The following is a 26,477-nucleotide window of genomic DNA, read 5'->3' as shown; positions in this document are numbered from 1 at the left end:
GGTCAGGCGTGGGCGGGGCCTCCTGCGCCTGCGGCGCGGGGGGCTTGGGCTCGGTCGAAGGCGCATCGGCCTTGGCCGAAGGACCGCCGCTATTATCCGCCGGTTCAAAATCCATTTCGACCGGCTCGGGCTGCGGCTCTTCCGGCGGGGGCGTATGTGGCAGCGTGACCAGCAAAGCCACAATCAACGCCACATGCAGCGCGCCCGACGTATAAAGCGAGCGACGGAGCAGAACCTGATCAAACCGCCGTGGCCGTGCCATGGGCATTCCCTTAACCTCTGTGCCCCTGAAGCTGGTCTAGTGGCTGGCGCCAGCAGGCTGCTGCGCCAGCAGAGCCACATGCGTGAACCCTCCCGACGTGATCTGCCCCATGACCTGCATGACACGCCCATAATCGATATGGGCATCGCCGCGCACAAAGATACGGTGCGTGGGATCGTTGTTGGACGCGGCCTTGAGCTGCCCGACGAGCTGGTCAGGGGTGACGGGATCATCCCCCAGATACAGGCCGCCATCCGCCTTGATGGAAACGGTAATGGGCTTGGTATCGGAATTGACCGGCTTGGCGTCCGTCTTGGGCAGGTCAACATTCACGCCGCTGGTCATCATGGGGGATGTGACCATGAAAATGATCAGCAGCACCAGCATGACGTCCACCATGGGAGTCACGTTGATATCGGCCATCGGACGCCTGCGGCGGCCTTTCCCTCCTGATGACGGCATGCCCATGGCTTACGCCCTTTCTTCGGACTGGCGCGACAGGATGGCCGCGAACTCGGCACCGAAACCATCAAGCCGGTCCTCGAAAAGATCCAGACTGTTGCTGATGATGTTGTAAGCCACATAAGCGGGAATAGCCGTCAGCAGGCCGATGGCCGTAGCAAACAGCGCCTCGGAAATACCGGGGGCGACAACGCTCAGATTGGTGTTGTGTTCAGCCGCGATGGAGCTGAACGAGTGCATGATGCCCCACACCGTGCCGAACAGGCCTACAAAGGGGGCCACAGGAGCCACCGTGGCCAGAAAGATCACCCAGCGGCGCAGGCGGTCCATCTCGCGGGTAATGGTAATGCCAATGGCGCGGTCAACCCGCTCCTTTACGCCGCCACGCACCAGATCCACACCGGGGATACGGGCCGAACGCCGCCATTCACCCATGGCCGCACCGAAAACCGCCGTCATCGGGTTGGTGGGCTTGGCCCCGTCCGTGTCGTACAGGTCATCCAGACTGCCGCCGGACCAGAAACGGTCCTCAAAGCCCGAGGCTTCACGGTTGATGCGCCGCAGCGTCAACGTCTTGGCGAAAATAATCGCCCACACCACAATGCTGCACCCAAGCAGGCCCAGCATCACCAGCTTGACCACAAGCGAGGCATTGATGAACAACGCCCATACCGACAGATCTCCCGCCGCGCTCACGCCGAGATTTGCCGTATCAACCGCACGATCCAATAACGCCTCCTGCCTTTAGCACCCAAACCTGGCATAACAGCCGCCGACTCGGGAAAAGCCGACACTGCCCGATACTGCCGCCTGTATTACTGTGTTCCTCAACAAAGCAGAAGAGGCGCTTTTCAGTCCCTGACCGCAAGTTTTTGCAGAAGATCACGCCAGTTGGGCGGAAATCGGGCAGGATAGCCATCACTGGCGCGCACGCAGGCCAGACCGACCTCCATTTCCGCCGAAACAACGCCCTCGCGCGTTACGGTCTGGCCCAGCACGCAACTGGCCGCACCCAGCCGCAAAAGCCGGGTTGTGACACACAGGACATCATCAAGCCGCAGGGGGGTGCGATAGGTCAGCCGCGCATCGCGCACGACAAAAACCAGCCCGTGTTCACGCAAAAGTTCAGAAACCGGCATACCCATGGAGCGAATGGCTTCGGTGCGGGCACGCTCGGCAAAAGCGAGGTAGCGCGCGTGATAGACAATGCCCCCCGCATCGGTATCCTCATAATAGACGCGGAATTCTATGGCGTGTTCACTCATGCCTAATCTCCCACGTGCGGCCCCGCAGGATCGCGCGCCGCCTCGTCATTCAGCCAGTCAGACTGAGCGCTTTGGCCTGTGCGGGCATTTTCATCGGGCGGGGGGACAAGGCCCAGATGCCGCCAACCCCGCTCACCCAGAACACGCCCGCGACTGGTCCGCAGCACCAACCCTTCCTGTATCAGATAGGGCTCGATCACATCTTCCAGCGTATCGCGCGATTCGGCCAGAGCCGCGGCGAGGGTTTCGACACCCACCGGGCCACCATTATGATATTCCGCAATGCGGCGCAGGTACCGCCGATCCATGCCATCCAGCCCCAGAGCATCGACCTCCAGCCGCTGTAGGGCGGCATCCACCCCCTCGACCCGCACGGGTTCATCGGGCGGTACGGTCAGGGAGGCAAAATCGCGTACCCGGCGCAGCAGCCGCCCGGCAATACGGGGTGTGCCACGCGCGCGGCGGGCAATTTCCATCGCGCCGTCGGTAGACAAGGCAAAGCCCAGCTTGTCCGCCCCGCGCGCGACAATCCGCACCAGTTCTTCCGGCGTGTAAAAAACCAGCCGCAGCGGAATGCCAAAGCGGTCGCGCAAGGGGGTTGCCAGCAAACCCGCGCGGGTGGTTGCAGCCACCAGCGTAAAGGGCGGCAGGTCTATACGCACCGAACGCGCGGCCGGGCCTTCGCCAATAATGAGATCAAGCTGGAAATCCTCCATCGCAGGATAGAGAATTTCTTCAATCGCGGGCTGGAGACGGTGGATTTCGTCAATAAACAGCACATCGCGCGGTTGCAGGTTGGTCAGGATCGCCGCCAGATCGCCCGCGCGCTGGATAACCGGCCCCGATGTCGCGCGAAACCCCACCCCAAGCTCGCGCGAGACAATCTGGGCCAGCGTGGTCTTGCCCAGACCCGGCGGGCCATGCAGCAGCACATGGTCCAGCGCCTCGCCCCGCTGGCGGGCGGCGGCAATGAAAATGGACAGGTTTTCGCGGCTGGCCTGCTGGCCGGTAAAATCGGCCAGTGTTTGCGGTCGCAGCGCGCCATCGGCCGGGTCTTCTTCAAGCCGGGCGGGGTTGACCGCGCGCTCAGGCATGAAATCCGCCGTCATCGGGCAAGGTCTTTCAGGCTGTCACGTAGCACCGTATCCAGCGTGGCACCCGGGCCATGGGCCTCCAGCACGCGGCGCAGCACAGGCAGGGCCTCCACCCGGCGGAAACCAAGCCCCGCCAGCGCCAGCAGCGCATCAGCCTCGACTCCGCCCTCGGGGGTTACGGCAACCGGCAAAACAATATCAGCCCCGGCACCGGGCATACGACCAGCCTTGTCGCGCAGTTCGGTAATGATCCGCTCGGCCAGACGCCCCCCAACACCGGGGGCGCGTGTCAGGCTGGCCTTGTCTGATGTGCTCAGCACCGCCACCAGCTCCGCCGGAGACAGCGTGGACAGAATGGCCAGCGCTACCTTGGCCCCCACCCCCTGCACGCCGGTCAGCAGCCGGAACCATGCGCGCTCGGCACTCTCCACAAAGCCGTAGAGCAGGATCGCATCCTCACGCACCACGGTTTCAACCAGAATACGGGCTTTTTCGGGGGGATTGGGCAGGGCTGCCAGCGTGCGGGTGGAAGCCGCGAGCAGGTAGCCCACGCCATTCACGTCCACCACGCAGCTTCCGGCTTCAACCTGAATAACCAGCCCGCACAGAAACGCTATCATGCCATTCTTACCCCAGCCGCGATATGGCGCGCGCTGGCGCGATGGTGGGCGTGGCAGATAGCCACGGCCAGCGCATCGGACGCATCGGCCCGCACAACCTCCACCCCCGGCAAAAGGCGGCGCACCATCATTTCAACCTGTGTCTTGTCAGCCGAGCCGGTGCCCACCACGGCCTTCTTGACTGCCAGCGCACCGTATTCCGCCACAACAATCCCCGCCAGCGCCGGGGCCAGCAGGGCCACACCACGCGCATAGCCCAGCTTGAGCGTGGCGGTGCCGTTCCGGTTGACGTAGGTTTCCTCTACCGCCGCCTCGTCAGGGCTCAGCCTGTCGATAAGGGCGGTCAGGCTTTCATGCAGCATACGCAGCCTGTCAGGCACGCTCTCCGCACTATTGGTCGCGATAACGCCATTGGCAACATGCCTCAGCCTGTTGCCCTCGACATCAATCACGCCCCAGCCGGTAAAGCGCAGGCCGGGATCAATGCCGAGCAGACGCGCCACGGATCAGGACGACAGCTTTTCCGCCAGATCATCCGGCAGATCGAAATTGGCGTAAACATTCTGGACATCGTCATGATCATCCAGAACATCGAGCAGCTTGAACACGCTGCGTGCCTTTTCCTCATCCAGTGTCACGGTGTTTTCGGGCCGCCAGTCCAGCTTTGCACTTTCGGGCTCGCCATAACGGGTTTCAAGCGCATCGCGCACAGCAAAGAACGACTCCACCTCGCAGGTGATTTCGTGCCCGGCGGCGGTGCTTACCACGTTCTCAGCCCCGGCCTCGATCGCGGCCTCGAGCATGTCATCTTCTGAGGCGGTGGCCGCCGGATAGACCACAACACCCAGACGGCGGAACATGAAGGACACGGAATTGGCTTCGCCCAGCGAACCGCCGTATTTGGAGAACGCTGCGCGCACATCCGAAGCGGTGCGGTTGCGGTTGTCGGTCAGGGTTTCCACAATCACGGCCACACCCGCCGGGCCGTAACCCTCATAGCGGATTTCCACGTAATCATCGCTGCCCGCGGCCCCGCTGGCCTTCTTGATCGCGCGTTCGATCGTATCCTTGGGCATGTTCACTTCACGCGCGGCAACAATGGCCGCACGCAGGCGCGGGTTGGAGGCGGGCTCCGGCAGGCCGGAGCGCGTGGCCACCGTCAGTTCGCGGATAATCTTGCCAAACTGCTTGGCACGCTTGGCATCCTGCGCACCCTTGCGGTGCATGATGTTCTTGAACTGGGAATGACCAGCCATATTCCTTAACCCTGTCTCATATACTGCCGTGCCGCCACACGCCCCTTATCAGGGCACGCGGCCATGGCAATGCTTGTATTTACGCCCCGAGCCGCACGGACACGGCGCATTGCGGGGCGTTTCCCCCCAGCTTGAGGGGTCATCCGGCATGATGGCGCTGCCCCCTATGGGCGTTGCCATGACCGGACTGGCACCCGGTGTGAGTTCCGCCGCCGTATTGGCCGCAAAGCCCGGCACTTCGGGGTCCGCATGGATGGCGGCGGTATCCGCGAACGGATCAACCGCAACCGGCGGGGGTGTTACCTCCACCCGCGCCATGAGCGACACCACGCGCTGGCGCATTTCCTCCAGCATGAACGTAAACAGCGTGAAGGCTTCATGCTTGTATTCGTTCAGCGGATCTTTCTGCCCGTAGGCGCGCAGGCCAATACCCTGACGCAACTGGTCCAGCGCATGCAGATGCTCTTTCCATACCGCGTCATAGGTGGTCAGGAGAACCTGTTTTTCAATGAAGCGCATAAGCTCGGGGCCGATATTGGCAGCCCGTGCCGCCTGCGCCTGCGTGGCCGCCTGGCTGATACGCCCGGCCATGCCTTCAGCATCCATGCCATCTTCACGCGACCAGTCCGCCAGCGGCAGGTCTAGGGCGAAGATCCGGCTTACCTCCAGAGAAAGACCTTCGATATTCCACTGCTCGGCAAAGGCTTTTTCAGGAATATGCTGGCTTACCAGCATCTCGATAACATCATCCTGCGCATCAGCCACAATGGTGGAGACATCTTCCGTCGCCATGAACTCGCGGCGCTGGGTGTATACCTCCTTGCGCTGGTCGTTCATCACATCATCATATTTGAGCGTGTTCTTGCGCATGTCGAAGTTACGGGCTTCGACTTTTTTCTGCGCCCGCTCCAGCGCCTTGCTCAGCCACGGGTGAACAATGGCCTCGCCCTCCTTCATGCCCATTTTCTGGAACATGCCGCTCATGCGGTCGGAGCCGAAAATCCGCATCAGGTCATCCTGAAGCGAAATAAAGAAGCGTGAGTTGCCCGGATCACCCTGTCGCCCGGCGCGGCCGCGCAACTGGTTGTCGATCCGGCGGCTTTCATGCCGCTCGGTGCCGATAACATACAGGCCACCGGCCTCACGCACGATTTCGTGATCGCGCGCGACGCGGGCACGGATGGCCTGCTCGGCGGCATCGCGCTCGGGGCCTTCGGGCACATCGTCCAGTTCCTGGGCGATCAGCATTTCCACATTGCCGCCCAGCTTGATGTCCGTACCACGCCCGGCCATGTTGGTGGCGATGGTAATGGCACCGGGTGCGCCCGCCTGCGCGACAATACCGGCTTCCTTTTCATGGAATCGGGCATTGAGCACGTTATGGGGCACTTTTTCGCGGGTCAGCAGGTCCGACAGAGCCTCGCTTTTCTCGATGGACGTGGTGCCCACCAGAATGGGCTGCCCACGCTCATGCACCGCGCGGATAAGCGTTACCACCGCGCCGAACTTTTCGGCCTCGGTCAGGTAAATCTCGTCATCCTCGTCCTTGCGGGACACGGGACGGTTGGTGGGAATAGCCACCACATCGAGATTATAGATCTCGGCAAATTCGTCGGCTTCCGTCATGGCGGTGCCGGTCATGCCCGACAGGCGCGGATAAAGCCGGAAGAAGTTCTGGAAGGTGATGGAAGCCAGCGTCTGGTTTTCCTGCTGGACCTCGACATGTTCCTTGGCTTCGAGTGCTTGATGCAGGCCATCGGAATACCGGCGGCCTTCCATCATACGGCCGGTAAACTCGTCGATAATGACCACCTTGCCGCCCCGCACGATGTAATCCACATCGCGCGCGAACAGCGTATGGGCACGCAGCGACTGCTGCACATGATGCACAACGGCCACGTGGTGCAGGTCATACAGCCCGCCTTCACCCAGAACCCCGGCAGCGCGGAGCAGCTCTTCCACCTGTTCGGAACCGCTATCCGTCAGGATGACGGTGCGGAATTTCTCGTCCTTTTCGTAGGCCGTTTCATCGCGCACCAGTTCGTTCACAACCGCATCCACCGCGCGGTAGAGGTCGGAACTGTCTTCTGCCGGGCCGGAGATGATCAGCGGCGTGCGGGCCTCATCGATAAGGATGGAGTCCACTTCGTCCACGATCGCATGATGGAAGGGCCTCTGAACCATTTCGTTCAGATGGTACTTCATGTTGTCACGCAGGTAGTCGAAGCCGAATTCGTTATTGGTGCCGTAGGTAATATCGGCCGCATAGGCCTGCCGGCGGGCATCGTCCGGCATATTGGGCACAATCACGCCCGTGGTCAGGCCCAGAAATTCGTACAGTCGCCCCATCTCGGCCGCATCGCGCGCAGCCAGATAGTCATTGACCGTAACAACATGCACGCCCTTACCCGACAGCCCGCTGAGATAGACCGCCAGCGTTGCCACAAGGGTCTTACCCTCGCCGGTACGCATTTCCGCGATCCGGCCAGCGTGCAGGACCATGCCGCCAATAAGCTGCACATCGAAATGCCGCATGCCCAGCACGCGCCGCGCCGCTTCGCGCGTAACGGCAAAGGCCTCGGGCAAAAGCTCGTCCAGTGTCGCACCGTTACCCAGACGGGCCCGGAATTCCTGAGTTTTTGCGGCAAGGGCTGCATCATCCAGAGCCTGGATCTGCGGTTCAAGCGCGTTGATTTCCTGCACTCGGCGCTGGAAAACCTTGAGTGTCCGCTCATTGGCTGTGCCAAACAGGGCGCGGATGACGCGAGAAAACATGAACACCTTTCCGGAACTGAACCGCCTTACGAATGTTACGCTCATGACGCCTGACGCAACGGCAATGGCACCAGCGCGCGCAGGCCTGTCTTGGGCATGGCTTGCTCCGCAAAATAGGACCGGGCTGGTCTGCGGTCAACCAACCCCTCCCTTTTGTCCCCCGCGGCACCGCCCGCGCACCCGCCCCACCAGCCGCAACGGCAGAGCGAAACCACAAGAAACAGGGCTTGCCGGGCCGGTTAGCCTCCTTCATACAGGGTAGACAGTTTTTACCTGTGCAAGGTTCTGAATTTCATGCGGTTCACGTCTTACGCGTCCGGGCTGGCTACTGCCGCCCTGCTGGGCTCATCCCTGCTGGTTCACCCCTCCTACGCGGCTGCCCCTGCTGCTCCTCCCGCTGCGGCTCCGGCTGCTGACAAGGAAAAACCGGCTGACCCGGCTTCTGTCGTCGCGACCGTGAACGGTGAAAAAATCACCCTCGCGGATGTGCAGGAAGCAGCGGGCAGCATTCCCCCGCAGATGCGCCAGCTCCCGCCCAACGTGATCATTCCCATGCTGGTCAACCAGCTGATCGACCAGAAGGCGATCCTGATCGCGGCTCACAAGGACGGGCTGGACAAAAAGCCCGAAACCCAGAAGCTGATGACCTCTGCCGCCGATACGGCGCTGCAGAACGCCTGGCTGTCGCAGTCTGTCATGCCGCACCTGACGGATGCGGACATGACGAAGTATTATGAAGAAAACTACGCCAACAAGGCCCCGGAAAAGGAAGTGCATGCACGGCACATCCTGCTCAAGACCGAAGCCGAGGCGCAGGATGTCATCAAGAAGCTGAAAGCCGGTGCGGATTTCGGCAAGCTGGCATCTGAACTCTCCACCGACAAGGGCAGCGCCCAGCAGAACGGTGGCGATCTGGGCTGGTTCAAGAAGGGCGACATGATCCCCGCCTTCTCCGATGCCGCTTTCGCCATGAAAAAGGGCGATATCAGCACCACTCCGGTCAAGAGCCAGTATGGCTACCACGTCATTCAGGTGCTCGACACCCGCACGGACCCCGTGCCGTCGCTGGATTCCGTGCGTGACAAGATCCGTCAGGCCCTGATCCAGAAATACGTGCGTGAAGCCGTGGATAAAGCCGCAGCACAGGTGAAAGTCGTGCGCTTCGACCCCACCAGCGGCAAGCAGCTGCCCAACGCCCCGGCCACACCGGCCGGTGCCGCAGCCGCACCTGCCAAGAAATAAGTCAGGCATAACCCCACCCCGTAGCGGCCCTGCCGCCATGGGGTGGCTGACTACGGAACGGGCGGGTATGATCCCCGCCCGTATTCAATTCTGCCCACCAGTCCTTCCCGTTCAAGGATTCCGCCTCATGGCGCAGCCTCTTCCCGTTTCTCCGCTTGCTCTCCCCCTGCCTGAACTGGGCCCGGTACGCGGGGTTCGTCTGGGGGCCATTGCCGCAGGCATTCGCTACAAAGGCCGTACGGACCTTGTTCTGGCGGAGTTTGATGCTGGCACCACCGTGGCCGGTGTTTTCACGCGTTCCAAATGCCCCGGCGCGCCGGTGGACTGGTGCCGGGCCATCCTGCCCGAAGGCCGTGCGCGCGCACTGGTGGTGAACGCGGGCAACGCCAACGTATTTACCGGCCGCGCAGGGCGTGAAACCTGCGAGCAGACAGCACAGGCCGCAGCCAAGCTGACCCAATGCGCACCCGGCGAGGTCTATCTGGCCTCCACAGGCGTGATTGGCGAAATCCTGCCTGCCGAGCGCATTACCGCCGCCCTGCCCGCCCTGCATGACGCCCTGAGCGAAACCGGCTGGGAAGCCGCCGCGCGCGGGATCATGACCACCGATACCTTCCCCAAAGCCGCGCGGCGCACAGCCCTGCTGGGCGGGGTTGAAGTAACCATTCAGGGCATGGCCAAGGGCAGTGGCATGATCGCGCCAGACATGGCCACCATGCTGTCTTTTGTCGCAACGGATGCAGCCCTGCCCGCAGCCCTTCTGCAGGCCATGCTGTCTGCCGGGGTCAAGCGGACGTTCAACTGCATCACGGTCGATTCCGACACCTCCACCTCCGATATGGTGCTGCTGTTCGCCACGGGTGCAGCAGGCAACGCCCCGCCCGCAAGCACGGCCCCCGATGCCCCGGAACTGGCGGCCTTCCGTCAGGCGCTGGACAGCCTGCTTGAAGAGCTGGCCCTGATGGTGATCCGCGATGGCGAAGGAGCGACCAAGCTCATGACCATTGATGTGACCGGCGCGGTTTCCGATGATTCGGCCTGGCGTGTGGCCATGGCTATCGGCAACTCCCCTCTGGTCAAAACCGCTATTGCGGGAGAAGACGCCAACTGGGGCCGCGTTGTCATGGCCGTTGGGAAATGCGGTGAACCCGCAGACCGTGATACGCTCAGCGTTTCCATAGGCGGAGTATGTATCGCCCAGAACGGCACAGTGCGCGATGGCTATGACGAAACCCCGGTGGTTGCCCACATGAAGGGGCAGGAAATCTCCATCGCCGTTGATCTGGGGCTGGGCGAAGGCCATGCCCGCGCATGGAGCTGCGATCTGACCCACGGCTATATCGACATCAACGGCTCCTACCGGAGCTGAAAACCCGGAGCAGGCTTTCAATGTCCACGTTTACGCCGCCCCCCGGCTGGGGCGCTGCCCCTTCCGCTCCACCCGCGCCGGATAATGGTGCATGGTTTAGCCCTCAGGCCCCGGTGTGGGTTTATGCCGGGTTCTGGTGGCGTGTCTGGGCGTTTCTGGTCGATTCACTCCTGCTATCCGTGACCGAGGGCGTCGTGGGGCTGTTTGTGGGGCCGGAAATTTCCGTCCGCTGGCAGGAACTGCCAATATCGGGGGCGGATGGCCAGTCCACCAATGTGGTCGATATTGCAGCCTTCGCGGGTAACGCGCAGCCCTATGACCACCTGCTGCATGGGGTGTCGGTGCTGGTGCCCCATATCCAGACCGGCAACTGGCAGACACCCGGCAGTGTGCTGCTGGCCCTGCTGCCTGCGCTGTATTTCGTCCTGTTCGAATCCTCCCGCCTGCAGGCCACACCCGGTAAGCTGCTGTGCCGCCTGCGGGTTGTTACCCTCTCGGGCGAGCGTATCTCGCTGCCGCGCGCAGTGGTGCGCTTTGCGGTCAAGGCCTTCATCTCCTTTCCGTTCCTGTATATCGGCGTGCTGATGGTAGCCTTTACCCGCCGCAAGCAGGGCCTGCATGATCTGATCGCGGGCACCCTTGTGATCCGCCACGACGAGCCGCGCACCGTATCCTTCCGCCCCCGGGGCTGAACGCGCGCGCACGGCCCCAGCCCGTTCAGGGCGGGGCCTGCTTTTTTTCCTGTTCCTTCATCAGAAAAAGGATATGGCACCCCATGGTAGCTACCAGCCCGGACCAGACCCGTTTTCTCACGCATGAGGCCGCCATGCGCCCTCATGTCCGCCCCTCCGGCCCTGAAGGACAGAAACGCGTTCCTTCCCGTCTGTTCAGAGCGTTTATGATGCTCGCCGGGCTCTGCCTTGGCCTGCTGAGCCTGACCCTGATCACCAGTGCTCGCGCGGCCGACACAGCCGCTGCCACACCGGCAAACGGGCTCAGCCAGCAAGATGCCCAGCAGCTTCTGTCCGTGCTGAACGACCCACAGAAACGCGCGGAATTCTCGCGCACGCTCTCGCTCATGGCCAAAGGACTGCCCGCGGCACCTACCGCCAAGCAGAGCCCCGGCACCCCGGGCACTCAGGCCATGCTGGATACGGATGTCCATTCCGAGCTTGGTGTTCTGGGCGACACGGCACAGTCTTACGTGCAGAATTTCACCAGCCTGTTCACGGATCTGGGCGTTGTCGGCACATGGATGCACCATGTGCTCCATACACCTGACCTGCGCCAGAAGCTGACGGACTCCTTCACCCGCGCCTTTCTGATTCTGATCGTGGGCCTGCTGGCCGAACGGGGGGCCAGCATTGCCCTCAAGCGGCCCCTGCTTTCCGTCACCCGCCATGCCGAGGCCCGCGAGGCGCGACAGGCCATGGCGCAAGCCACCGCCAACGTGCAGGAAAGCACCTCCGAAAACCATGACGACGCCGACCAGAACTCCATTCAGGCACGCGAAACCGACCAGAGGCGCGGCAATGAAGTACTGCGCTACCTCGTGCGTGTGCCCTATAACGTGCTGCATTTCCTCATCAAGCTCGTGCCTGTGGGCGTGTGCCTGCTGCTGGGCTATCTGGGCGCGGAATTCCTGACCACCACGGATCAGGCCAGCACTGTCACGATTACCCTTGTCAACGCTTATGCCATTGCCCGCGGCCTGTATCTGGTTGTGGAAACCACGCTGGCCCCGCGCTCACCCGTTATTCGTCTTGTGCCTGCCTCCGACACTACGGCCCGCCTGCTTACACGCTGGTGGAACGTGCTGGTGGCGGCCCCTTCGCTGGTTATCTGCCTGTCCACGCTGGGCAGCGAGTTCGACATGGCCACACGCGGTGTGGATGCCATGCTGCGCGCCGTGGTGCTGATCCAGCATCTGATTATTGCCGCGTTTATCTGGCGTATCCGCTCCATTGTCGGCTCCGCACTCCAGCCCTCCGAAGAATGGCGGCGCAAAAATGCGCTCTGGGGCTTTGTCAGTTCGCTGGCGCGGCTGTGGTGGGTGCCGATCATGTTTCTGGACATGGCGTTGTGGTTTGTCTGGGCGGCCCATCTCAAGGGCGGCTACCAGTGGATTTTGCACGGCTCGCTGCTCAGCCTGCTTTTTCTGGTGCTCTCGCGCGTGGTGGCCCTGCTCGTTTACGGCTTGCAGGACAGGCTGTTCCGGGTCAGCCCCGAGTTGCAGGCCCAGTATCCTGACCTGCAAAAACGCGCTGATTTCTACTACCCCTTCGTACGCAGGATCATGACGGCGTTCCTGATCCTGCTCACCCTGATTGCTCTGGCCCAAAGCTGGGGACTGCCTGCGCTGCACTTCTTCAGTGACTCACCCATTGGCACGCGCCTGCTGGGGGCGGCGATCTGCCTTGTTATCGGCATGGCCGTAGCCGCCGTGGCGTGGGAACTGGTTAACGGGCTGCTGAACAAGCAGATCACACGCTACGCATCCTCCGCGCAGGCGGGGCGTGCGGCGCGGTTGCGCACCATTCTGCCGATTATCCGCACCTTTCTGCTTACGATCATTATCGTGTTCGTGGCCGTTACCACCCTCTCCCAGATCGGGATCAATGTTGCCCCGCTGCTGACAGGGGCGGGCATTCTGGGTGTTGGCCTGTCCTTTGGTTCACAAAGTCTGGTCAAGGACGTGATCACCGGCTTTTTCATGCTGGCAGAAGACGCGATACAGGTAGGGGACTGGGTAACAACCGGCGGTGTGGCCGGTACGGTGGAGCATCTTTCCATCCGCACGCTGCGGGTGCGCTCTTTCGATGGCGACCTGCATATCATCCCCTTTTCGTCCGTGACATCGATCGCCAACACCGCGCGTGACTTCAACCAGATTATCGTGCGCCAAACGCTCGACCTGAGCGAGGACTCGGTAAAAGTCGCGCAGATCATGAAAGACACCATCACGGAAATGCGTGAGGAAGACGCCTTCGGCCCGCTGATCCTGTCCGACTACACGGATCTGGGGGTGGATAGCTCTGACCAGAACGGTGCCGTGCTGATTGGTATCATCAGAACCGCGCCGATGATGAAATGGAAAGTGCAGCGCGAGTTCTACCGCCGCATCGCCCTGAAAATGGCGAAGGCGGGGATCAAGTTCTACACGCCCACTGCCTACACCACCTCCCCGCCGGGTATTCCTATGCATCTGGCGCTGGATGCCATGCCCGAAGCCGCGTATGCGCCCGCGACCATTGCGGACAACGCGCAAAAACCGGCAACACCCCCGGCCTGAGGCTGCGGGGTGTCTGTTCGGCGCGGCTGGTTTGGGGCAGACTGGCCGCGCCGCCCCTGATGCGGCGCAGATTGCAGGAAACGCTCTCATGTCCACCATCGTCCCGCCCCCTTCCCAGCCGGAAGAGACGCGGTCTCCCCTTCAGACCCTTCTGGAAAATCCGCTGGCGCACGATGGTTTCGTGTTTGTACAGGCCGAAGCCATGCACAGCCTGCTGCCGGGGCTGACGCAGTGGGACCAGTTTGCCGCAAGCTGGAACGATCTGGGGGTGGATCTTTATATGGCCGATGGCGGGCGCTACCGGCGGCGGCGCTATGCCACGTTTTCGCTCAGCGGCGAGACAATCAGCCGCAAACCGCACCAGCCCCATTACCAGAGCCGCGATTATAATACCCTCAATGGCGGGATCGAACGCTGGTTCGAACCCTTCCTGCCTGAGACCGCAACCAGCCCAGCGCTGGAGGCCATTCTGCGCCTTGTCTGCCGGGTGGCAACAGACCTGACACCCCCTGCGCGCAGGCCCGGCTCATGGCATGCCGAAACGCACCAGTTCCGCATTGAGGCGCAATCCGACAAACCCGGCCACCCCACACCAGAAGGGCTGCACCGTGATGGCGTGGACTGGGTGTGTGTTATCATGATCCGGCGCGAGAACGTGGCCTGTGGCGAAACCTCAATCCACGATCTCAACCGCCAGCTTGTGGGCAGTTTTACCCTGACCCAGCCGCTCGATACCGCCTTCGTGAACGATAACCGCGTCTATCATGGGGTCACGCCGGTTGAACCGAACGACCCCACGCGCCCCGGCTGGCGCGATGTGCTGGTTGTAACCCTGCGGCACGAATAAGCGGCAACAGGGGTAAGTGCGGCCACACCGGGTGTGGCCGTGCGTTCAGTAACCCGCGTAGGAAATAGCGTGCAGGCCCAAGGCCAGAACCGCGAGCACAAACAACATGGCCCCCGCCATCTGGGCACCTTCGCGCAGGCCAATCCGTTCCGATGCCTGACCAGTATCCGCCTGCGTGAGCGATTCACCCATGGTCTGTTCCCTTCTGCGAGGCTGTAACGGCCCCTGTCATCGTCGCGTCATGGCTCCTGCCGCCGTACCTGTCTGGCGCTATTTCGCCCCCTGTCATCGGGGGTTTGCGGCCTGATGTTTTCAAGGCGCGCGGCATGCCCTGTCTTTCTTATCCGGTCCGGGGTGGGCTGCCGTCAAGCACTGGACGCATGCCCCCAGAATACGGCACACAGGAGAGCCGGCCCCGAGGCGGTTTGCCGCACCGTGGAACGGCCTTGTATTTCATGGAGCTGGCATGACCCGTTTTTTCAGTTTTTCCGCCGCGCTGCTCTTGAGCATCAGCCCCGCTCTGGCCGCAAACGCCACCGCACAGCCGGACACCAAACCCGCCCCGGCGACACATGCGGCCAAAGCCAGCGCGCCGGAGCACAAGGGCAGCTACCCGACAGCCCTTTTCTGCGGCACATGGGCAATGATGTCCGCCGCCGATGCCATTGAGGTTGCGGCCAACCGGGCCATGGGGCCTGCCGCCCGCCTGATGCTAACACTGCCCCCGATGTACAGCCGGGTGGTCAAGCAGGAGCATTTCAGCCTCTCACGGGTTGATGGTGCAAGCTGGACAACCTCCAGCCCGCCCCTGAAGCTGACCTTCACCTTGCAATCAGAAAACACGGCGCTGCTGGTTATCGACAGCTCGGAAGGCCATAAAATGGAACTGCCGCTCTACCGTGACGACACCCGCACCCAGAACCCCTGACAGCGCTACGCGGCTGCCAGCGTGGGCTTGTCCGCACGGCCATAACCAACCGGGCAAGTAGCGGGGCACCCGCCTGCCACATTCAAAGCGGCAGGCATCAACCCGGCTGCGTTCAGGCCTGCGGGGTCCAATCCTTCAGGAAGGTTTCCAGTGCGGCATCGGCCTTGCCGATCTTGACCTGTAGCGTGACATACAGGTTGCCCGCCTCGCGCTTGCCGTAAGCCTGCACGCCCTTGCCGCGCAGGCGCAGCACCGTGCCGCTGTCGGAATTTGCGGGCACATTCATCCTGACTGTGCCGGTAGGCGTCGGCACCATAATGGGCCCCCCCAGCACGGCTGTTTTGATATCAACCGGCAGGGTCTCACGCAGGTCCACACCATCGCGCGTGTAGGTGGCGTCGGGCTGCACGGTTACGGTAATCAGCGCATCGCCATCCGGCCCGCCCTGCACGCCGGGATTACCCTTGCCGCGCAGGCGCAGCACCTGACCATCCTCTATCCCCGGCGGGATTTTTACATCCAGCGTGCTGCCATCAGGCAGGGAAACGCGCGACGTGGTGCCATTGACCGCATCCTGAAAGCTGACCTTGAGCGCATAGGACGAGTCCGCCCCCTGTCGTGGCCCGCCCCGACGCCCGCGCGCGCCGCCAAACCCGCCGAACATGCTGCCGAACAGGTCATTGAGGTTTTCCTCATTAAACCCGCCGCCTGCGCCACCGCCATGAAAGCCGCCGCCATAGCCGTGGGGGGCCCGTTCCTGACCCGAGGCGTCTATTTCACCCCGGTCAAAACGGGCGCGCTTTTCCGCATCGGACAGCAGATCATTGGCCTGATTGACGGCCTTGAACTGCTCTTCAGCCTTTTTGTCATCCGGGTTGAGGTCCGGGTGATATTTCTTGGCCAGCTTGCGATATGCCTTGCGGATGTCATCCTGGCTGGCTGTCCTTGCTACACCAAGAACCTCGTAGGGATCACGTCCGCTCATGCAACCGGTTTCTCCATGTCTTGCCCAATGGCGGAACCCGCGCCGGGCATTGTCTTTGTCTTTTTATCCATTGCCTTAAATAATGGGAATGCTCCATGCCCCGGTCAATGGAAAGCCGCACCGAAATGGACCGCCGCACCGGGGCCGCGCTGTGTCCACAAAGCCCCGGCCCGGAGCGTTGGCATAAAGTTGGGGCGGAACATCTGGGCGCGCCAGCCTTTATCCTCTATAGGTTCAAAGGCAGAAGAGGAGATACCAAGCGCGTGAAGGGCTTGTGTATCCCGGATTGAATGGAGAACCGGCCATGGCTGACAGACCCCGTTTCCTTGATGACCTTGCCGGTGTGGCAGGTGGTGCCGTTTCCGCCCTGACAGGCGTGCGCGAGGAAATTCACGCCATCGTCCGCAGCCGTGTGGATGAAGTGCTGACCACGCTACAGGTCGTCCGCCGGGAAGAATTTGAAGTCATGCGTGAGCTGGCCGCACAGGCCCGCATCGGGCAGGAAGAGGCTGAACGCCGCCTGAACGCCCTTGAAGAGCGTGTACGCACGCTTGAGCACGCATCGGCGCACAAGGGCTGAACAACGCGCCTTTAGCCCTTTTGCCAGTGTGTCAATCCGTTCATATCTCACGCAGGCACGGAGAACCGCCACCATGCCAGCCCTGACGAGCGATTCCACGCCAGTACCCGCCAACCCGCTTGACCTGATGGAACAGGTTATCGGGGGGCTGGGCTGGACATTCGACCGCTGCACCCCCACCGAAATGGCCGCCGAAGCCCCGGCCCGCTGGTGCGATTACGGCCTGTTCTTTTCATGGTCGGCCGAACTGGGCACGATCCTGTTCACCTGCGCGTTTGACCTGCGCACAAGCGCAACCCGCCGCGCAGCCCTGTACGAACTGATCGGCCTTGCCAACGAGCAGATGTGGATTGGCCATTTCAGTGTCGATGCGGAAGACGGCGTGCTGCTGTTCCGCCACGCGCTGCTGCTACGCAACACGCAGGCCGTGGCCGATATTTTTGAAGACATGATCGACATCGCCCTGAACGAATGCGAGCGGTTTTACCCCGCGTTCCGTTTTTTCCTGACGGAAAAGCTCTCCGCCTCCGAGGCGCTGGGCATGGCCCTGCTGGACTGTCAGGGCGAGGCCTGAGTACCCCAAGCCCGCGCATGAACAGGATTTTGCTATGAGCACACCCACACAACTGCCCTCTATCCTTCTGGTCGGGTGCGGCAAAATGGGCGGCGCCATGCTTGATGGCTGGCTGGCCTGCGGGCTGCCACCCTCCGCCGTGATCGACCGCCACCGCGACAGCCTGCCCGCGCCGCATATTCTCGTGCCTTCGCTGGATGACCTGCCCGCGGACTTCCAGCCCGATATCATCATACTGGCAGTCAAACCCCAGAAGGCCGATGCCACTCTGGAAATACTGGCCCGGCGCTTTGCCCGCGCAACCCTGCTATCCGTCATGGCGGGGCGCAGCATTGCCAGCCTGAGCAGCGTTTACACCGCCGCCGCCGAGGGCACCGCCCCGGTTTTCATTCGCGCCATGCCCAATACCCCCAGCACGCTGGGTGCGGGCATGACCGGCCTCTACGCCCCGCCCGCCGCCACCCCTGAGCAAAAGCAGCAATGCGACAGCCTGATGCGCGCCGTAGGCGAAACCGTGTGGGTGGAAACGGAACAGCAAATCGATGCCGTAACCGGTATTTCCGGCAGTGGCCCGGCCTATGTGTTCCTGCTGGCCGAACTGCTTGAAAAAGCCGGGGTGGAGCAGGGCCTGCCACAGGCCACAGCCCGCACGCTGGCCCGGGCCACGCTGTACGGAGCCGGGCAGATGCTGCACAGCCTACCAACCGATGCCGACGAACTGCGCCGCAATGTCACCAGCCCCGGCGGCACCACCGCTGCGGCACTGGGTGTGCTGATGGCCCCCGATGCCTGGCCCGCCAGCACATCGCAGGCCGTAGCCGCCGCCGTACGCCGCGCAGGTGAACTGGCGGGCTAAGCCCCCACCCACGATTGCAGCCCCAGCCTGACGACTCCACCCGGAAAGTGCCACCATGACAACCGATCCGTTCGAAACAGCCCTTGTAACCGCCGCCCTGTCTTTGGCGGCTGAAAAGGGCTGGGGGCAGTTTAGCGTGCAGGATGCCGCCCGCGCGGCGGATCTGTCCGAAACCGAGGCGCGCAGGCGTTTTTCCTGCAAAACCGGCATTGCTCTGGCACTCGGCCGTATGGCGGATGACGCAGCCCTTGCGGACGAGGCAGGCTATGGCTCCACGCGCGAGCGGCTTTTTGATTTGCTGATGCGCAGGCTCGATGTGTTTCAGGCCCACAGGCCGGGCGTACGCGCCCTGCTCAAAGCCATGCCGTTCGACCCGCCAATGGTTCTGGCCCTTGGAGCCGCCACACTGCAAAGCATGCGCCAGATTGCTCAGGCAGCGGGTATCAACGCCTCTGGGCTGACGGGCATGGCCCGCGCCTCCGCCCTGACCGCGATCTGGACTGCGACATTCCACACATGGGAAAAAGACGACAGCCCCGATATGGGCCGCACCATGGCAGCACTTGATCAGGCACTGGACAAGGCCGGGCGCTGGGGGCTGTTTACCAGCAGCAATACCGCCCAGGACGAAGACACAGGCCTGCCTGATCTGCCCGATGATACTCTGGCCGATACCAACTGGCCGAGCAGCACTACAGCATAGGGTTTCGAAATCTCGCCCAGCCGGTCTTTACGAAAGCCTACGGTTCAGCCTAAAAGGAAACCGCTGGGCAGGACGGTTTATCCCGTCCACCATAATGGGGCGTAGCCAAGCGGTAAGGCAGCGGATTTTGATTCCGCCATGCGGAGGTTCGAATCCTCCCGCCCCAGCCATTTTTTCCAGCTTTTTCACACTACATCTCATCGGCTGGCAGGCATTTAAGCCCTTTCAGCCCCACCACACCCAGCCGCCCTGTGCAGGGTATCTCTCTTCCGTGACTTTTCTTTTTGTCGCGATGAGTGCCAAAGTGCTCCCCCTTAAAAACACCGGCGCCGGGCGCGGTCTTTTCTGCCCCTCAGGCCACCCGCGCCGGATGTCCGTTCTGTCTCTCACTTCTTCCACGGCCATCCCCCATGTCTGAACCGTCTTCTCCCTCTCTTTTCAGCCAACCCGGCCTGCCTGCCGTTCTGGGCGGGCGCGCCCTTTCGGCCTTTGCCGCACAGGTGCTGGCCGTAGCCGTGGGCTGGCAGATTTACGCCCTGACACACAGCACGGCGGCTTTGGGTTTTGTCGGACTGGCGCAGTTCCTGCCTATGTTTGCGCTGATTTTGCCCGCAGGCCACGCCGCCGACCAGCATAACCGCCAGAAAATCGTCCTGACCTGTCAGGTGCTGGAAATGCTGGCAACAGCCGCCACGGCCTATGCCGCCTTCACCCACAGCCTGACACCGGGCATGCTCTACGCGCTTGTTGCTCTTTTTGGAGCCTGCAAAGCGTTTGAAATGCCAGCCCAGCAGACATTCCTGCCCTCTCTGGTCACGCCCGCCCTGTTTCCACGCGCAACAGCCCTTTCTGCCTCGCTGTTTCAGGTCGCCAGCATTGCCGGGCCATCGCTGGGGGGGCTGCTATACGGTGCCGGGGCGGCATTATGTTACAGCCTGTGTGCCATAGGCTTTGGCATGGCGGCTCTGGCCACCGCCTCGCTGAATATCAAAAGACCCGCCAAGGCCCGCCAGCCTGCAACGCTGGCCAGTGTTTTTGGCGGCATTGCCTTTCTGCGGCGCAAACCCGCCATGTTTGGCGCGATTTCGCTGGATCTGTTTGCCGTGCTGCTGGGCGGTGCTACCGCCATGCTGCCGGTTTTTGCCACCGATATCCTGCATGCGGGGCCAGTCGCCCTTGGCTTTTTGCGAGCCGCCCCGGCCGTGGGCGCGCTGATGGTAGCCGCCGTTCTGGCCCGGCACCCGCTGGGTCGCCATGCGGGGCTGTGGATGTTTGGCGCTGTCGGTATTTTCGGCCTTGCCACCATTTGTTTCGGCCTGTCACGCTCAGCATGGCTTTCGGTTATCATGCTGGCGATACTGGGCGGGGCGGATGTTGTCAGCGTCATGGTGCGTGGCGCGCTGGTACAGCTTGGCACACCGGATGAAATGCGGGGCCGCGTTTCCGCCGTGAACATGCTGTTTATCGGCTCATCCAACCAGCTTGGCGAATTCGAAAGCGGAATGCTGGCCTCACTCACCGGCCCTGTGGGGGCTGTTGTGCTGGGTGGAGTCGGCACCCTGCTGGTGGCGGCAAGCTGGATGCTGCTCTTCCCCGGTCTGCGCAAGCTAGACCGGCTGGAGGATATTACCCCCGAGGGCTGAAGGCTGAGGGATGTTGCCCCCCGGAGACTGGACACAAAAAAACCGCGCTGGCTTAAAACCAGCGCGGTTTTTTATACGCTCTGCCTGAACAGACGGAATGACAGCTTGTGTCAGACCGCTTTTTTCAGGTTGGGGCTGGCCTTGAAACGCACCGTCTTGCCTGCCTTGACCTTGACCGGCTCACCCGTGCGGGGGTTCAGCGCCTTGCGGGCCTTGGTCTTACGCACCGTGAACGTGCCGAAAGAAGGCAGGGTAAAGCCACCTTCGCGCTTGAGTTCCTGCACGATCGCATCAATCAGATCATTAGCGGCCTGATTGGCAGCAACACCGGTGCAGCTGATCGAATCCTGGATCACCGCCGCAATAAAGGCTTTGCTCATTGAGTTTCTGGCTCCCTACTTTTTCAGACAGAATTTTAGAGACAATAATTACCTGGCCGTGACGCCCATACTTTATGGGCTTGTAGTCATGTTTTTCTGAAAAACCAACCCAAAAATGTCCCCTCTTTCGATTCTTTCCGACAGGGACAGCAGAAAGGACGGTCGCATTTTGCAGTATTCACCCCTGTCCATAACGGGGGGCTTACGAGAAATCGCCATTCCCTGCGGAATTATGTGACCTTTTCCACCCGGACAGAGGGTATATATATCCGTAAAAAATAAATTAATTACTCATTCTGTTCTCCTTATTATTACAAAAAACGCACTACCGTTTTTCTGTTTTTTATTCGTAATAACTACCCTGCGCCGCCCCCCTTGGTCCGTGGGGCATAAAGTCACGTTTTGAGAAGTGGATTTTTGTATTTTATTTATTCCACTATTTTTTGTTGACTAATAAAATATAACACCATAAAGATTCGTTCCATTGCCGCGCAAAGAGGCCGCCAAAGTCACTGCGCGCGTTAACACCACTGCCGTCAGGAAAGTTCCCATGACTCCCGCACGAATGCCATGGCCGCCGCGATGTCTCGCGGCACCAATTCAACAGGCTTTTCCTTTCCCCGGCTGAACGCAGCGTCTGGCCGGGAGCTGATTTTTCCCGATCCAGGACAGAAAACCATGCGTGACTCGATCATTCTTGAAATCAACGGCGTTTTTGTCGGCACCGTCATTTCTTCCGGCAACCCGCGCCAGAAGCGCTTCTATGCCGTGCATGAAAGCGTGCACGCCCTGCATAACCATGTTTTTTCAGACCGCGATGATATCCGCCGTCTGGTTATCGGGCATTTTCATCATTCAACACCTCGGAACGCCCTGCCTGCCTGAGCAGTTCGCGGATAAAAATCTGCAGCACATTCCGGCTCTGATCGATGGCTCTGAAAGCAATATAGTGTTGCGAAACAAAGTGATAGGCAGCAGGCAGAATGGGCCGCAGGCGACCTGCGCGCCGGTATGGGGCTGCTGACTGCTCGGGCAGAAAACCAATGAACCGGCCTGACAGGATCATCATCAACTGTGCTTCCATATGCACAATACTGCCGCTGGCGCGCGGGTGGTTGATGCGTTGCAGGTCTTCAAGCTTACGATAAGCCCGCACGGAAAAACGCGCCCGGTCTATCATGTCCTTGGTGATCAGCTCATCCGCCATGTCAAAAAACGGATGGCCCTGCCCGCAATACAGCGCATGCGGCTCCTCACACAGGGACAGGTAGCGCACACCGGGGGCATGGCGGGCAAACGGGCCTATCGCCACATCCCGCGTGCCATCTGCCACCTGTAATTCCAGATCCTGCGGGATACCCAGTTGCAGATCGACATGCACGGTGGACACCTGATCGATCACGCGGGCCAGCACATCCTGCAACCCGATATCCGGGTTGTTGATAATACCGCCGATACTGCCAATCCGCAGTCGTCCGCCCAGTTCCTGCGGGGCCTGACTGACACGCGCCTGAAAAAGCTCAATACTTTCAAAAAGGTCCTGTATGGCTTCAAGGGTTTCCTGACCGAACGCGGTCAGGCGGAACCCCTTACGCCCACGCAAGCACAAAGGCCCGCCCAAACGCTGCTCAAGAGACGCCAGATGTGTGCTGAGTGTGGACTGGCTGAGGTTGAGGGCAATCTGTGCCGCGGCAAAGCTGCCGGTTTCAGCCAGCACAGCAAAAACCCGCAGCAACCGCAGGTCTATGTTATCGAGCCGCCGGACACGGGTTGCCCCGGAGACAACGCGCTTGGGCGGAAAGCCCGGCTCCACCGCCAGAGCTTTCTGACGGCGGGCCGGGTTGGATGGTGTCGAACGCTGCTCTGGTTTATCGCTCATTGTTCCTGAAATACAGGATACGGCCGATCAGATTAAGCAGAAGCTGCGCCGCCAGAATGGGCGTTACGCGGGCGGGGTCATAATCGGGGGCGACTTCCACCAGATCCACCCCGGCAATACGGCCACGCGCGGCAAGCCCCGCCAGAAATTCCAGCATTTCGTAATACAGGAATCCGCCATGGCTGGGGGTACCCGTGCCGGGTGCTATCGAAGGGTCGAACCCGTCGATATCGATCGACACGTAGTAGTTTACCCCTGCAGGTATCCGCTCCAGCAGAGCCTCAACCCCCATGGCGCGCACCTGTCGCACGCTCAGAATATCTGAACCGAAACCGCGCGCATCATCATATCCTTCGCGCGCGGTGGAGGACACGTTGCGGATACCGATCTGGGTCATGCCCGTGATATGCGAACGCTCAGCCGCCCGGCGCATGGGGTTGCCATGGCCATGGCGCACGCCGTGGCGCTCGTCCACAAAGTCCAGATGCGCATCAATCTGCACGAGGTGCATGGGCGGCTGGTCATCAAACGCGCGGATACAGGGGATATTGATCGAGTGATCTCCCCCCAGCACCACCGGCAACGCCCCCGCTGCCAGAATGGCGCGCACCCCGGCCTCTATGCTCGCATGGCTGCGCTCGGTATCGGTATGGACGATATCGGCATCACCTACATCGACAATGCGGCTGCCCTCACCCCCCAGATAGACGCGGTCATCCTCATGATCATAGGCCCCTGCATGGCCGAATGCGAACAGGGTGGACGCCTCGCGGATACTGCGTGGCCCAAAACGAGCCCCCGCACGCCACTGGGTGCCGCCATCAAACGGTGCGCCCAGAATGGCAATATCCGCATCAATAGCCGACCAGTCTGTCTGGATCGGGTATTTTCCAAAACTGCAAATGCCGACAAAAGGCAGGTCCAACCTGCCGCTGTCATACCCGTTGGCACTCATGCGCCCCTCCCTGCCGCGATAGCGCACAGCAATTCAAACATAATGGTTGCGCCTGCCAGAGACGTAACCCCCCCCACATCGAAGGGTGGCGAGACTTCCACGACATCCGCCCCGACAATATCGAGCCCGTTCAGCCCCCGGATCATGCGCTGGGCCTCACGCGTGAGGAACCCGCCCGCTTCAGGCGTGCCGGTGCCCGGTGCTACGGCCGGATCGAGGCAGTCGACATCAAACGAGATATAAACCGGGCCATCACCCACGCGGGCGCGAATGGCCTGCACAATGCCGTCCGGCCCCAGTTCCGTGGCTTCATCCATCAAAATCAGCTGAAAACCGGCATTGCGGGCGTAATCATAGTCGCGCGGAGTGTACAGCGAGCCGCGCAGGCCGATCTGCAACGTGCGTTCGCAATCGATCAGCCCTTCCTCCACCGCGCGGCGGAACGGCGTGCCGTGCGTGTAGCGGTTTTTACCGAAATACGAATCCGCCGTGTCAGTATGGGCATCGAAATGGATCAGCCCCACCGGACGTTCCGCCGCAAGACCGCGCAGAATGGGCAGGCTGACCAGATGATCGCCCCCTGCCGCTACGGGAATAGCCCCGGCAGCCGCAATACGGGCAAAATGGCGGCTTATCAGGTCAAGGCTGTCCATCACGTCAAACGGATTGACCGGGCAATCGCCTATATCCGCCACTTTCAGCGTATCGTACGGGGCTATGCCATTGGCATTGACCTGCCGCATGAGCGATGAGGCATTGCGCAGCTCACGCGGGCCATGGCGCGCGCCGGAGCGATTGGTTGTGCCACCATCATAGGGAATACCGGTAAAAACGACATCATACCCTTCCGGGCCCGTCGCCAGCGGCAGGCGCATGAAGGTCGGCACCCCGGCAAAACGCGGCACCATGCTGGCATCGGCCACCTGCGTTTCCACGGCATGTGGTTGGGTGCTCACAGATCAAACTCCTTGCGCAGGGCAGCGGAGAGCAGGCGCACGTGGTCATCCATCAGCCACTGCCCCTTCTCCGCCGTGGAGCCCTGCGCGCGCGCCAGCACGCCCGAAGCGGGCACCACACCGGGGCGCAGGGGCCAGCGGTCATAGGTGGGGAAATCGGCCGGGCCATCCGTCGGCACTTTTGTCATATCCACCAGATCCTCGCGCAGCAGCAGCATGAGCGAGGTTTCAAGCAGGCTTGCATGCTCCAGCTCGGTGCCGGGGAAACCATCGGGGAACAGCTTGTCCAGCGTAGAGCGCTCGACAAAATCCCAGTATTCGAGACGCATGGCCACAAAATCCGTAATCCCGTCGCGCCGGATTTCGCGCATGGCCAGATCCAGCCCTTCGACCGCAGGCCAGGCGTTTTCAAAATGCCCGTTCACCAGCACCAGCCGCCGTACGCCATTTTGCGCCAGACGATAGACCACATCGCGGATAACCAGCGACAGCGTTGCCGCATCCAGCCCGATACAGCCGGGAAACTGCTCCCCCCCACCGGAACGAGGCTGCGACTTGTAGCCATAGGGCAGAGTGGGGGCCACAAGCCCGCCCAATTCCGCCGCCACGCAATTGGCAACACCGGAGGGCAGAACCTGATCGACATTCAGCGGCAGGTGCGGGCCATGCTGCTCCGTGGCACCCAGCGGCAGGAACACAACCGGGTTGCGGGCAATCCGCTCCGCAAAGGCGGGCCAACTCAGTTCGGCAAGCTGAACGGTTTCAGACATGATGAACGTATTCCTCTAGTTTTGAAAAACGATCTTGTTCTTAAAAAACACCCGGCACAGGCACTGTTCAGTGCATGGCCGCCCCGCCATCCACACTCAGGCACTGCCCGGTAATGAACCCCGCATCGGGCGATGCAAGGAACAGTGCCGCACGCGCTATTTCGTCAGGCTGGCCAATGCGGCCCATCGGGTTGGAGATGTCCTGCGCACGGGTTTTTTCATCCTGTGCGGCAAAATTGAGCAGGGGCGTATCCACCGGGCCGGGTGCAATGGCGTTGACCCTGATCCGTGGGCCAAGTTCACGCGCCCATGAGCGCGTGAGCGAGAGCATGGCCCCCTTGGTGGCACAGTAGAGCGACGCCCCAGCACGGCCCAGATATGCCAGTTCGGAGGCGATATTGAGAATGCACCCGCCTTCCCCCATGAAAGGCAGGGCCGCCTGCGCCACCAGAACCGGCGCGCGCAGATTGACCGCCAGTGTCAGGTCGAGTGCCTGCTGCGTAACCTGTGCCAGCTCCTGCTCCAGCATAACACCAGCGCAGTTCACCACCACATCGATACGCCCATCCAGCAGGGCGGCAGCCTGTTTTACAGCACCCGCCGTAGCCTGTGGGTCCGCCAGATCAACCGTTACGATCTCTAGCCCAGAGCGGGTATCAGCCTTGATATCCAGCCCGACAACACGCCCGCCCGCAGCCTGCCACGCAAGGGCAATGGCCTGCCCAATACCCGATGCGGCCCCTGTTACCAGCACATGCTGGCCTGTCCTGCGTTCACTCATGAT

Annotated in this window: 28 protein-coding genes, 1 tRNA gene and 1 pseudogene; 13 read left to right on the top strand and 17 right to left on the bottom strand. The window is 61.6% G+C overall.

Annotated elements, in window-relative coordinates; translation table 11 throughout:
* The 9 genes and pseudogenes from ABF757_RS06235 to secA form a co-directional block, all read right to left on the bottom strand.
* Positions 1 to 262: pseudogene (locus ABF757_RS06235) on the bottom strand (energy transducer TonB); the annotation flags it as partial.
* Positions 263 to 298: 36 nt separating this feature from the next.
* Positions 299 to 730, bottom strand: a complete 432-nt coding sequence (gene tolR, locus ABF757_RS06230) for a protein TolR (RefSeq protein WP_025860131.1) — start codon at positions 728 to 730, stop codon at positions 299 to 301.
* Between the two features lie 3 nt (positions 731 to 733).
* Positions 734 to 1,453, bottom strand: a complete 720-nt coding sequence (gene tolQ / locus ABF757_RS06225; RefSeq protein ID WP_025860130.1) for a protein TolQ — start codon at positions 1,451 to 1,453, stop codon at positions 734 to 736.
* Between the two features lie 122 nt (positions 1,454 to 1,575).
* On the bottom strand, positions 1,576 to 1,989 hold the full coding sequence (gene ybgC / locus ABF757_RS06220; RefSeq protein ID WP_025860129.1) for a tol-pal system-associated acyl-CoA thioesterase: 414 nt from the start codon (positions 1,987 to 1,989) through the stop codon (positions 1,576 to 1,578).
* Positions 1,990 to 1,991: 2 nt separating this feature from the next.
* On the bottom strand, positions 1,992 to 3,098 hold the full coding sequence (ruvB, locus tag ABF757_RS06215) for a Holliday junction branch migration DNA helicase RuvB (protein WP_415481387.1): 1,107 nt from the start codon (positions 3,096 to 3,098) through the stop codon (positions 1,992 to 1,994).
* The gene (gene ruvA, locus ABF757_RS06210) at positions 3,095 to 3,703 is read right to left on the bottom strand and encodes a Holliday junction branch migration protein RuvA (protein WP_415481386.1); all 609 of its coding nucleotides are present in this window, start codon (positions 3,701 to 3,703) and stop codon (positions 3,095 to 3,097) included. The genes ruvB and ruvA overlap by 4 nt, the downstream gene beginning before the upstream one ends.
* A complete protein-coding gene (gene ruvC, locus ABF757_RS06205) occupies positions 3,700 to 4,206 on the bottom strand; it encodes a crossover junction endodeoxyribonuclease RuvC (protein WP_025860126.1) in 507 nt (168 codons plus the stop codon). Before ruvC ends, ruvA begins: the two co-directional genes overlap by 4 nt.
* 3 nt (positions 4,207 to 4,209) lie before the next feature.
* Positions 4,210 to 4,959 (bottom strand): YebC/PmpR family DNA-binding transcriptional regulator, encoded by a 750-nt coding sequence (locus ABF757_RS06200; RefSeq protein WP_415481384.1) that lies wholly within the window; start codon positions 4,957 to 4,959, stop codon positions 4,210 to 4,212.
* A gap of 48 nt (positions 4,960 to 5,007) precedes the next feature.
* On the bottom strand, positions 5,008 to 7,734 hold the full coding sequence (gene secA / locus ABF757_RS06195; RefSeq protein ID WP_415481382.1) for a preprotein translocase subunit SecA: 2,727 nt from the start codon (positions 7,732 to 7,734) through the stop codon (positions 5,008 to 5,010).
* Between the two features lie 294 nt (positions 7,735 to 8,028).
* On the opposite strand from secA, the gene ABF757_RS06190 reads away from it, so the two are divergent.
* The 5 genes from ABF757_RS06190 (at position 8,029) to ABF757_RS06170 (ending at position 14,484) form a co-directional block, all read left to right on the top strand.
* Positions 8,029 to 8,976, top strand: a complete 948-nt coding sequence (locus ABF757_RS06190) for a peptidylprolyl isomerase (protein ID WP_415481380.1) — start codon at positions 8,029 to 8,031, stop codon at positions 8,974 to 8,976.
* A gap of 127 nt (positions 8,977 to 9,103) precedes the next feature.
* On the top strand, positions 9,104 to 10,345 hold the full coding sequence (gene argJ, locus ABF757_RS06185; RefSeq protein ID WP_415481379.1) for a bifunctional glutamate N-acetyltransferase/amino-acid acetyltransferase ArgJ: 1,242 nt from the start codon (positions 9,104 to 9,106) through the stop codon (positions 10,343 to 10,345).
* Positions 10,346 to 10,365: 20 nt separating this feature from the next.
* Positions 10,366 to 11,037, top strand: coding sequence for an RDD family protein (locus ABF757_RS06180; RefSeq protein WP_415481377.1), 672 nt, complete (start codon positions 10,366 to 10,368; stop codon positions 11,035 to 11,037).
* Positions 11,038 to 11,120: 83 nt separating this feature from the next.
* A complete protein-coding gene (locus ABF757_RS06175; protein WP_415481376.1) occupies positions 11,121 to 13,637 on the top strand; it encodes a mechanosensitive ion channel family protein in 2,517 nt (838 codons plus the stop codon).
* Between the two features lie 88 nt (positions 13,638 to 13,725).
* Positions 13,726 to 14,484: a 2OG-Fe dioxygenase family protein gene (locus tag ABF757_RS06170; RefSeq protein WP_415481374.1), complete on the top strand. Its 759-nt coding sequence runs from the start codon at positions 13,726 to 13,728 to the stop codon at positions 14,482 to 14,484.
* Between the two features lie 45 nt (positions 14,485 to 14,529).
* Here the strand turns inward: ABF757_RS06170 and ABF757_RS06165 are convergent, their stop codons facing one another.
* On the bottom strand, positions 14,530 to 14,676 hold the full coding sequence (locus ABF757_RS06165; RefSeq protein ID WP_199897826.1) for a hypothetical protein: 147 nt from the start codon (positions 14,674 to 14,676) through the stop codon (positions 14,530 to 14,532).
* Positions 14,677 to 14,950: 274 nt separating this feature from the next.
* Between ABF757_RS06165 and ABF757_RS06160 the strand changes: the two genes are divergently transcribed.
* A complete protein-coding gene (locus ABF757_RS06160) occupies positions 14,951 to 15,412 on the top strand; it encodes a hypothetical protein (RefSeq protein WP_415481372.1) in 462 nt (153 codons plus the stop codon).
* Positions 15,413 to 15,524: 112 nt separating this feature from the next.
* On the opposite strand, the gene ABF757_RS06155 is transcribed toward ABF757_RS06160, so the two are convergent.
* Positions 15,525 to 16,397, bottom strand: coding sequence for a DnaJ C-terminal domain-containing protein (locus tag ABF757_RS06155; protein WP_025860121.1), 873 nt, complete (start codon positions 16,395 to 16,397; stop codon positions 15,525 to 15,527).
* 304 nt (positions 16,398 to 16,701) lie between these two features.
* Between ABF757_RS06155 and ABF757_RS06150 the strand changes: the two genes are divergently transcribed.
* The 6 genes from ABF757_RS06150 (at position 16,702) to ABF757_RS06125 (ending at position 20,753) form a co-directional block, all read left to right on the top strand.
* Positions 16,702 to 16,977: an accessory factor UbiK family protein gene (locus ABF757_RS06150; RefSeq protein ID WP_415481371.1), complete on the top strand. Its 276-nt coding sequence runs from the start codon at positions 16,702 to 16,704 to the stop codon at positions 16,975 to 16,977.
* 73 nt (positions 16,978 to 17,050) lie between these two features.
* Positions 17,051 to 17,551: a type III secretion system chaperone family protein gene (locus ABF757_RS06145; RefSeq protein ID WP_025860120.1), complete on the top strand. Its 501-nt coding sequence runs from the start codon at positions 17,051 to 17,053 to the stop codon at positions 17,549 to 17,551.
* Between the two features lie 34 nt (positions 17,552 to 17,585).
* Positions 17,586 to 18,407 carry a pyrroline-5-carboxylate reductase gene (gene proC, locus ABF757_RS06140; protein WP_415481369.1) on the top strand — a complete coding sequence of 274 codons (822 nt, stop codon included), beginning with the start codon at positions 17,586 to 17,588 and terminating at the stop codon, positions 18,405 to 18,407.
* A 55-nt stretch (positions 18,408 to 18,462) separates the two neighbouring features.
* On the top strand, positions 18,463 to 19,110 hold the full coding sequence (locus ABF757_RS06135; RefSeq protein ID WP_415481368.1) for a TetR family transcriptional regulator: 648 nt from the start codon (positions 18,463 to 18,465) through the stop codon (positions 19,108 to 19,110).
* A 95-nt stretch (positions 19,111 to 19,205) separates the two neighbouring features.
* Positions 19,206 to 19,280 (top strand) — tRNA-Gln (locus ABF757_RS06130).
* Positions 19,281 to 19,520: 240 nt separating this feature from the next.
* A complete protein-coding gene (locus tag ABF757_RS06125) occupies positions 19,521 to 20,753 on the top strand; it encodes an MFS transporter (protein WP_415481367.1) in 1,233 nt (410 codons plus the stop codon).
* 110 nt (positions 20,754 to 20,863) lie between these two features.
* On the opposite strand, the gene ABF757_RS06120 is transcribed toward ABF757_RS06125, so the two are convergent.
* Positions 20,864 to 21,133 carry an HU family DNA-binding protein gene (locus ABF757_RS06120; RefSeq protein ID WP_025860118.1) on the bottom strand — a complete coding sequence of 90 codons (270 nt, stop codon included), beginning with the start codon at positions 21,131 to 21,133 and terminating at the stop codon, positions 20,864 to 20,866.
* Positions 21,134 to 21,811: 678 nt separating this feature from the next.
* Here ABF757_RS06120 and ABF757_RS06115 point away from each other — a divergent pair.
* Positions 21,812 to 22,018, top strand: coding sequence for a hypothetical protein (locus tag ABF757_RS06115; RefSeq protein WP_025860117.1), 207 nt, complete (start codon positions 21,812 to 21,814; stop codon positions 22,016 to 22,018).
* Here the strand turns inward: ABF757_RS06115 and ABF757_RS06110 are convergent.
* The 5 genes from ABF757_RS06110 to ABF757_RS06090 form a co-directional block, all read right to left on the bottom strand.
* Positions 21,969 to 23,012 (bottom strand): LysR family transcriptional regulator, encoded by a 1,044-nt coding sequence (locus ABF757_RS06110; RefSeq protein WP_415481366.1) that lies wholly within the window; start codon positions 23,010 to 23,012, stop codon positions 21,969 to 21,971. The genes ABF757_RS06115 and ABF757_RS06110 overlap by 50 nt on opposite strands.
* On the bottom strand, positions 23,002 to 23,967 hold the full coding sequence (gene speB / locus ABF757_RS06105; protein ID WP_025860115.1) for an agmatinase: 966 nt from the start codon (positions 23,965 to 23,967) through the stop codon (positions 23,002 to 23,004). Before speB (ABF757_RS06105) ends, ABF757_RS06110 begins: the two co-directional genes overlap by 11 nt.
* Entirely contained in the window at positions 23,964 to 24,923 is a 960-nt protein-coding gene (gene speB / locus ABF757_RS06100) for an agmatinase (protein WP_025860114.1), read from the bottom strand. Before speB (ABF757_RS06100) ends, speB (ABF757_RS06105) begins: the two co-directional genes overlap by 4 nt.
* The gene (locus ABF757_RS06095) at positions 24,920 to 25,693 is read right to left on the bottom strand and encodes a creatininase (RefSeq protein ID WP_025860113.1); all 774 of its coding nucleotides are present in this window, start codon (positions 25,691 to 25,693) and stop codon (positions 24,920 to 24,922) included. The genes speB (ABF757_RS06100) and ABF757_RS06095 overlap by 4 nt, the downstream gene beginning before the upstream one ends.
* Positions 25,694 to 25,760: 67 nt before the next feature.
* Positions 25,761 to 26,474: an SDR family NAD(P)-dependent oxidoreductase gene (locus tag ABF757_RS06090; protein ID WP_415481365.1), complete on the bottom strand. Its 714-nt coding sequence runs from the start codon at positions 26,472 to 26,474 to the stop codon at positions 25,761 to 25,763.
* Positions 26,475 to 26,477 lie beyond the last annotated feature (3 nt).

It is taken from the genome of Acetobacter papayae (genome assembly GCF_047721125.1).
GTDB lineage: Bacteria > Pseudomonadota > Alphaproteobacteria > Acetobacterales > Acetobacteraceae > Acetobacter > Acetobacter papayae.
The sequence above is the reverse complement of the archived record's forward strand: the minus strand, read 5'-3'. Positions and strand labels throughout refer to the sequence as shown.